Source organism: uncultured Thiodictyon sp. (genome assembly GCF_903828115.1).
In the GTDB taxonomy this organism is placed as follows: domain Bacteria; phylum Pseudomonadota; class Gammaproteobacteria; order Chromatiales; family Chromatiaceae; genus Thiodictyon.
The window spans coordinates 1-6,121 of record NZ_CAIKKU010000867.1; the positions used below are offsets into that span (position 1 = coordinate 1).

At 67.1% G+C, this 6,121-nt stretch carries 7 protein-coding genes; 1 reads left to right on the plus strand and 6 read right to left on the minus strand.

Annotated features, from left to right (window positions below; translation table 11 throughout):
- The 6 genes from QZY48_RS32490 to QZY48_RS32515 form a co-directional block, all read right to left on the minus strand.
- On the minus strand, positions 1–189 hold a 189-nt coding region (locus tag QZY48_RS32490; protein WP_366929822.1), incomplete at its 3' end, for a type II toxin-antitoxin system PemK/MazF family toxin.
- A 470-nt stretch (positions 190–659) separates the two neighbouring features.
- Positions 660–887, minus strand: a complete 228-nt coding sequence (locus QZY48_RS32495) for an addiction module antitoxin (RefSeq protein WP_295438577.1) — start codon at positions 885–887, stop codon at positions 660–662.
- Positions 888–1,106: 219 nt separating this feature from the next.
- Positions 1,107–1,811, minus strand: a complete 705-nt coding sequence (locus QZY48_RS32500) for a response regulator (protein WP_295438580.1) — start codon at positions 1,809–1,811, stop codon at positions 1,107–1,109.
- A 216-nt stretch (positions 1,812–2,027) separates the two neighbouring features.
- Positions 2,028–3,554: an ATP-binding protein gene (locus QZY48_RS32505; RefSeq protein WP_295438583.1), complete on the minus strand. Its 1,527-nt coding sequence runs from the start codon at positions 3,552–3,554 to the stop codon at positions 2,028–2,030.
- An 88-nt stretch (positions 3,555–3,642) separates the two neighbouring features.
- The gene (locus tag QZY48_RS32510; RefSeq protein WP_295438586.1) at positions 3,643–3,891 is read right to left on the minus strand and encodes a cysteine-rich CWC family protein; all 249 of its coding nucleotides are present in this window, start codon (positions 3,889–3,891) and stop codon (positions 3,643–3,645) included.
- A gap of 259 nt (positions 3,892–4,150) precedes the next feature.
- Positions 4,151–5,641, minus strand: a complete 1,491-nt coding sequence (locus QZY48_RS32515) for a phosphomannomutase (protein ID WP_295438588.1) — start codon at positions 5,639–5,641, stop codon at positions 4,151–4,153.
- A 264-nt stretch (positions 5,642–5,905) separates the two neighbouring features.
- Here QZY48_RS32515 and QZY48_RS32520 point away from each other — a divergent pair.
- On the plus strand, positions 5,906–6,121 hold a 216-nt coding region (locus QZY48_RS32520; protein WP_295438590.1), incomplete at its 3' end, for a hypothetical protein.

The window sequence follows — 6,121 nt, forward strand, 5'->3', positions numbered from 1 at the left end:
AGGCTGAAGCCTTGTCCGGCCCGGGGCGGCCGCAACGATGATCAAGGCCGCCGCGTCGTTACTCACGATCACAGCCGGGCGCGTCTTGCAAATTTCAGTCCCGACGGAAGGATCGAACTCGACCCACCACACTTCACCGCGCTTCATCCTGGAAAGAGAAGTTCTCAGGCGATTTCCCGGAAAGCTCATACCCAAATTGCATCCTTTGGTGGTGACATTGAATCCGTTCGTGGTGAGCTGTGAGCTTGTCGAACAGTCGAACCATGAACGGATTTAATCTGAAGTTTCCGGCTTTTCCAGGGGGGGTACCGGAGGGGCGGGGGGTAGCGGTGGGGGGATTTTCGAGGGGGTTTGCGGAGATCCACGCAAACCCCTGCGAAAACTCCCGACCCCAAGTGCCTGGCCCTGGACGGGTTTCAGAACCCGGAAACTTCAGATTTAATGTTAGCCCTGGAGCGCGATTTTCCGTTCGTCCTTCGACAAGCTCAGGACGAACGGAAAATCGGGAAAGTCTTTTCCGGAAACAACCTCGGGCCAAGGCCCCAAGCTCGCCAAGGTTTTTCAGTATGTTATCGGTGCTCGGCGATTCACCCGGCGGGTGATCTCGATATTGAACACATCCCATTGTCTTTCTTGGCGAGCTTGGCGCCTTGGCGTGATCAATTGCCGGCTTTAGGTTCATCGGCCATGTCTCCGGCCAGTGCGTTGCACCACTCCAGCGTCTCGGCTTCACGCTCCTTGTCGGCAGCCATCGCCCGGTATCCGTCATCCAGTGACGTATCCAGCACATGCGGTCTCACCAAATCTTCAATGAACTGGCTGATGCGCCGCTTACCAATCTTCCGGTAAAGCCCTTCGTACACCGCTTCATCAAGCGTGATCGTCATTCGTCTGTGCATCACAATCCCCCAAAGATAGGTTATGCGCATACCGCATAATACCCCATCCTGCCGACGGGGGGATGCCTTCAGCTGGCCGCGTCCGTGGGAACCTGGCCCCGGAGCGCCGCGTTGTGGCCTTCGGCTTCGACGTTGGCGCCGACTCCAGGGCCGGCGCAGGCGCTTCGTCGTGTGACAAAGCGACCGCGCGCGGGAACCGCGCGGTCGCTACCGATCCTCATACCGATAACCGACCCCATAGACCGAGTGGACCAGTTCCCGCTCCGGCAGCAACTCCTGCAGGCGGCGGCGCAGCTTCTTGACATGGCTGTCGATGGTGCGGTCCGAGACCACCCGGTGGTCGCGGTAGATGCGCTCCATCAGCCGCTCCCGGGAGAAGATCCGGCCCGGGGCCTGGTGCAGGGTGGCCAGCAGGGCAAACTCGACCGCGGTGAGTTCAATGTCCCGGCCGGCGGCCGTCACCCGCAGGCGGTCCGGGTCCAGGGTCAAGGGGTCCGCGTCGGTGGGGTCGGCGAGCGCCGCCTGGCCGCCGGGCGCGGGGCCCGCGCTGCGCCTCAATACCGCCTTGACCCGCGCCACCAGTTCCCGGGGGCTGTAGGGTTTGCACAGATAGTCATCGGCACCCAGCCCCAGACCGAGCAGCCGGTCGATCTCCTCCACCCGGGCGGTGGTCATGATGATGGGGACCTGACTCTCGGCCCGGACCTCCCGGCACAGGGTGAGCCCGTCCTTCCCCGGCAGCATCAGGTCCAGGATGATCAGGTCCGGCCGGTGCGCGCGCACCCACTCCAGGACCCCCAGGCCATCGTAGTCGAGGTGGACCGCGAACCCGGCCGCCTTCAGGTAGTCGGCCACCAGGGCGGCCAGGCGCTCCTCGTCCTCGACGATCAGGACGCGCTGCGGGCTGTTCATTACAACTCCAAACTCGCCAAGGAACGGTTACTAATAAGTTAAACAAATCCATTAGGGAATACTTTTCTGGTCGTTGTCGTTGTCGTTGTCGTTGTCGTAATCGAGGTTATCGTCGCGCCGCGGATTCTCCCGCACCCCAAATTGCATCGCTTCTCCGATCACGACAACGACAACGACAACGATTGCGTTGGTGTTTAACTTGTTCTTGACCCGTTACTAAGGTATGGGCAGTTCAATGTGAATCCACAGGCCCCCGGCGGGGGCGGCGGCGGCGCTGATGCGGCCCCCATGGGCCTCCACCACGTTCTTGACGATGGCAAGCCCCAGGCCCGCCCCGCCGGTGTGCCGGCTGCGCGAGCCCTCGACCCGGTAGAGCCGGTCGCAGAGCCGGGGCAGGGCCTCCGGCGGGACCCCCGGGGCGCTGTCCTCGAAGTCCAGGGTCACCCGCCCCGCCGCGGCGCCCAGGGTGACGGTGAGCCCGCCGCCCGGGTCGGTATATTTCAGGCTGTTGGCGAGCAGATTGCGGATGGCCTGGGACAGGCGGTCCGGGTCGGCGTTGAGCAGGAGCGGCACCGGTGCCCGGTCGTGCAGATCCAGGCGCAGCCCGGCGGCCGTGAAGCGGGGGCGCAACGCGTCCAGGTCCGCCGCCAGCAACTCGCGCACATCGGTCTCGACCATCCGATAGCTCAGTGCCCCCAGGTCCGTCACCGAGAGCTCGTGCAGGTCCCCCACCAGACGGCCCAGGCGCAGCACGTCGGCGTGCAGGGCGTCCACCCCCGCCCGCCCCAGCGGTCGCACCCCGTCCTGCATGGCCTCCAATTCGGCCCGCAGCAGGGCGATGGGGGTGCGCAACTCGTGGGCGATGTCCGCCACCCAGCGGCGGCGCGCCTGCTCGTTACCCTCCAGGGTCGCGGCCAGGGCGTTGAGGTCAAGCCCCAGGCGGGCGAGTTCATCGCCCCCCTGGACCCTCACCCGGGCGCTGAAGTCACCGGCGGCGAGCCGCCGCGTCGCCTCCTGGATACGGCGCACCGGCCGCACCAGCCAGCGCGACAGGGGGGAGGCAAGCACACCGGAGAGCAGCACCATCGCGAGTGCGATGATCCACAGGCGGCTGCCCTGACGCGCCTGAAACTGGATTTCCCGCAGTTCGGTCATGGGCCTGCCGGGCAGGATCGCGAGGCTGCCGATGGGCTGTCCGTCCAGTTCCAGGGACTGGCGCCGTGCCCCCGCAAGCAGTTCCTCCCGGCCATAGACGATGGCCCCCGCGGCATCGAGCAGCATCAGCCGCAACTCCGGCGGGATGGGCCGCTCCCGGTCGCGCAGGTGCTCCAAGGCCAGCGGCGGGGGCCAGGGCCCGGGCTGCGCCAGCACCCGGCGGACCCAGGGCGGCGGGCGGTCCCGATGCGGGCGCTCGGGACCTGGACCCTGCCCACGATCGGGCCCGGCATCAGACCCCGGGGCGCGCCCCGGCGCCGCCTCCGCATCGCGCCCAAGGTCGCGGCCGAGCAGCGCCGCAACCCAGCGCCGCAGGTCCCCGCGCAGCCCCTCCCAGGACCCGTCCTGGGCGTAGACCAGGGTGAGCCGCTCCGCGATCTCCACAATGCGCTCGGTCTCGCGCGCGTCCGCCAGCTCGATGATCCCCTGCTCCAGCGACCAGCGCACAAAGGCCTGGGTGCCGATCACCACCAGCAGGCAGGCCAGGAGCAGGGCCAGGAAGAGCTTGGCGCGGATGGAGAGGGTCATGGGAGTCAGCGCTCAGGGGTCGACGCAGCCGGGGGACCCCCACCAGGATGAACCGCCCTGGTGCAACAAAGATGGAAGGCAAAGCACCTCAGCCGATCGGCGCGTCCCCGGATGCGGCCCGCTCACCGGCCCCCGCCAGGTCCGCGCCGTCCGCCAGATCGGTCAGACAGGCGAGGCACAGACAGTCCCGGAACCGTTCCTGGATCGCGAGCATGGTCTCCTCCGGCAGCACGACCCGGGCGCAGTCGCAATGGACCGGGTTATTGAGCTTGCACTCGAACAAGCGCCCGCAGCGCGGGCAGGTCTTGAGCTCATGTTTGGTCTGGCGTGCGGGCATGGTTCGGGGGACCCTCTTAGTAACGAGTCAATAACAAGTTAAGCACGATCCTTGTCGTTGTCGTTGTCGTTGTCGCAGAAGCGATGCACTTCGCGGTGCGAGAGAATCCGCGGTGCTACGATAACCTCGATTACGACAACGACAACGAAAATCGCGCTGTAGCCAGTCCCTAATGGAATTGTTTAACTTATCAGTGGATCGTTCCTCATTCGCGTTCATTCGCGCTTTTTGCGAATTCATTCTCTGTTTGAATGCAATATCACTCCCGGCGCCAGCCCGCCAGTATATCCATACAGATCGCATTCATCTGCGCCGCCCGCTCGGGGCTGGCGGCCTCGGTATAGGCACGCAATTCAGGTGCATTACCGGACGGGCGCAGATGGGCGATCTCCCCGCTCGCAAAACTGATGCGCAGCCCGTCGGTGGTATCCAGCGCGGCGACCGGACCGAAGGCGTCGGCGAAGACCGCGGCCACGGCCGCCTGGTCGCGCGCCGGGTCGCCACTGGTCAGGGCGGCAATGCGCGCGGCACTCAACGCGGTCGGGAAGTCCTTGATCCGGTCACTGTGGGTGAAGCGGGCGGGCAGGTCCGCGGCCAGGGCGGAGACGGGGCGGCCCTGCTCCACGGCGGTGAGGAGGATGGTCAGGGCCACCAGGACCGCATCCCGGGTGGGCAGGGCGGCCAGGGTGCGGTCGCCCCAGGTGATGGGAGTCTCCAGCAAAAAGCCGCCGTTCGCCTCATAGCCCGCCACCGGGGCGAGCCCAGCGGCGCGCAACTGCCCCATCCCCTCGATCACATAGGGGGAGCCGATGCGGGTGCGCAGGACCCGGTCGAAGGCCCCGCACCGCTCCACCGCGGTGTTGCTGCTGACCGGGGTCGCCAAGGCGCGCACCCCGAGCCGGCGGGCGCACAGGATGCCGGCGATGTCGCCGCGCAGCCAGCGGCCGGTCTCGTCGGCGACCAGGGGGCGGTCGCCGTCACCGTCGGCGGAGACCAGGGCGTCGAAGGCCCCCCCCGCCGCCCAGTCCCGCGCCAGGTCCACGTCTTCCGGGCGGATCGCCTCGGTATCGACCGGGATGAAGCGGTCCGACCAGCCAAGCCGCGTCACCTGGGCGCCCAGCCCTTCCAGGATCACCCGATAGGGCTCCCGGGCGACGCTGGAGTGTTCGTAGACGCCGACCCGCAGGCCCGCGAGACAGCCGGCGGTGAAAAAGTCGAGATAGCGCCGCATATAGCCGACATTGGCGTTCGGCTCCTGGGGCGGCAGTGCGGGCGGCTCCCCAGCCCGCAACATCCCGCCGGCGTCGAACAGCGCGGGCGGGATTTCGACCTCCTGGGCGCGGATGCCGGCCTCGTCCGCCTTGAGAACCTCCCCGGTCGGCAGGTTGAATTTGATGCCGTTACGGTCATCGGGGATGTGGCTCCCGGTGACCATCAGGGACGGACTGCGGCGGGCAATGCCGTAGGCCGCCACCGCGGGGCTGGGGATGCGGCCGAAGTAACGCGGACGACACCCCAGGTCCAGCGTGGCGCGGGCCGCCGCGTTCAGGATGCGCTCGGTACTGGGACGCAGATCCCCGGCCAGACCCACCTCGCAGCCCGGCAGCGCCGCCCCGGTGGCGAGCAGGTACTTGAGGAAGCCCAGGGTGTAGGCATAGCAGACCCGGTCGGTCATGTCGGTGGCGAGTCCGCGCGCCCCGCTGGTGCCGAATCCGACCCCGCTCTCGTTCATCAGATCGCCGATACGCATGAAGGACTCCAACTGGGATAGGTCAACACAGGCAAGCGAGTTCTCGAACTGGATTCGGGTTCTGCGCTACGCTGTAGTGTAACGCGCGGGCGGCGCTACTGCCCCGCCGCGGGCGAATCGGTTACAGTGAACGCCGCCCGGCCCGGCCCCCGTGAGACGGCGCCTGGCCCCGCATGGAAGCTTAAATAAAATAAAGACTTCAGGATCAGTCCTGGGATCGGAACCGCCCCCCCTAACTGCTATCAACGACGAGGAAACCAACCAATGTTCGCTACCCCCAGGGTTTTATCATTCGCCTCCACCGCAGTCCTCGCCCTGGCCCTGAGCCAGGGCCCGGCCCTGGCGCAGGCGCCCGCAACGGCCCCGGCGGCCACGCCCCCCGCCGCACCGGCCGCGACCGCCCCGGCCGCCGCCGAGGACCCGCGGGCCAGGATGGACGCCCTGCGCGCCGAGCGCCGCGCGAGTTGCGACAAGATGATG